2 protein-coding genes are annotated in these 1,504 nt (G+C 36.2%); both read left to right on the forward strand.

The window, feature by feature from the left end; genetic code table 11:
- The first annotated feature begins 92 nt into the window (after positions 1-92).
- On the forward strand, positions 93-833 hold the full coding sequence (locus tag CVN76_RS04755; protein ID WP_100530480.1) for a hypothetical protein: 741 nt from the start codon (positions 93-95) through the stop codon (positions 831-833).
- 117 nt (positions 834-950) lie between these two features.
- A complete protein-coding gene (locus CVN76_RS04760; protein WP_100530481.1) occupies positions 951-1,232 on the forward strand; it encodes a hypothetical protein in 282 nt (93 codons plus the stop codon).
- Positions 1,233-1,504: the final 272 nt, after the last annotated feature.

Genomic DNA, 1,504 nt, shown 5'->3' on the forward strand with positions numbered 1-1,504 from the left:
ATGTGAATTCATTTAAAAGACATTGTTTCCTCTATTGGAATTTCCATAGGGAATAGTGTCTTTTTTTCGTGCTTAGATAGGGGATAGAGAGAATGTTACTTTCAGGAAGAATTGATAAATACGCAAAATACAGCCAGTTTAAAACGCTTAAAGAATTTAATACAACAATCGAAATGTTTTTATTAGACCACAAAGAAGACTTCACAAAAAGTGAATTAATAGCATTTAAGCGCCTGGTTAGATTCTCGGCTAAATATCGCGGAGTAGCAAACGCTAAAATTGGCACGTTATTAAAAGCGATCAATGAGAAAGCGAATGGATTCGGGGTTAGTCGCTCTACTTTTGAACGCATGCTAAGAAAAGCGAAAGCTCTACATATCCTAACTATCAAACACACTATTAAACCGAAGGGCGGCTTCGGCCATAATGTTTTTGTTTTCAATAAGATTGACGTAGTTATTCAGTTACAAAAGAAGGAAAGCGAAGTTACGGAAACCCCTACAGAGAGTAAGGTTGAAGAACCCGTTTCAAAAGAGGAAGCTCTTAGTCTTTTAGAAGCTGGTAATCAAAAACAAGAAAATAATAATAATAAAAGCATCAATAAAATTTTTACATATGTTTTCAATAGAGTTAATGACGCGATCAAAAAAGGAACGACAGTAAAATATATTTCTAGTTATGTAGACAGAGTGTTCAGAGATTTAGAAACAAAGGCTTTAGTAGCTGCTAACGCTCAACGCGCCAGGGAAAGAAAGCAACGAGAAGCTGCAGCACGTACATATTTTGAACCCGCGAAGAAAGTTGTCCCCTTCTATAACTGGCTAGAAAACTAAGCATAGCAACAATCTAAACGAATCTAATCAAATGACTACGGACGTTTAAATTGTCTTGTAGGGTTTTTTCCCCTACATTCCTTTTTGGCCGTTTGTAGGGGAAAAGAGGGCTTTGTTATGACTAGAAATCCCGGTTACCTTTCGAAAAAGAAGGCAAACGGCAGTATTTATATTTATGTGCGCAGATCGTATCGAGTAGGAAAACGAACAAGCCATAAAAATATATATGGGTTTGGTCCGTTACCTGCAGCTTTGGAGAAGATGTATCAAATTCGAGAAAATCCAAATACATTCCCGGAAACCTTATCCCTGGAAGGGTTTAATTTATCTGATTTACATGAATGGATATTGACGATAGAAACCAATATTACCTCTACCGGCAGGGATTTTTCCATTTAGAATAATGGTTTTTCGTGATGAGTGTATATACATCAGCGTTCTGAATGTATCAAAAAGCGGACTTTGTTACATTCAAGGCGAATAGTAGACAAAAACAGGGAGGTTTATTTCATGGGTGCTAAACAGAAAAGCAAACAATTATTTGATTTGATGGATAAACTTCATGAGTGTAAAGAAGATATGGAATATCAGGTTGTTCATGTACGCTCTAATCGTCTAAATCATGTTGAAAAGAACGCTAAAGAAATCGAAAAAATAGCGATCGAACTTCA

It is taken from the genome of Bacillus sp. mrc49, from assembly GCF_002803435.1.

Bases quoted from the DNA above. Each gene is read 5' to 3' on its own strand.
- CVN76_RS04755 (WP_100530480.1), top strand. From the start codon at position 93: ATGTTACTTTCAGGAAGAATTGATAAATACGCAAAATACAGCCAGTTT.
- CVN76_RS04760 (WP_100530481.1), top strand. From the start codon at position 951: ATGACTAGAAATCCCGGTTACCTTTCGAAAAAGAAGGCAAACGGCAGT.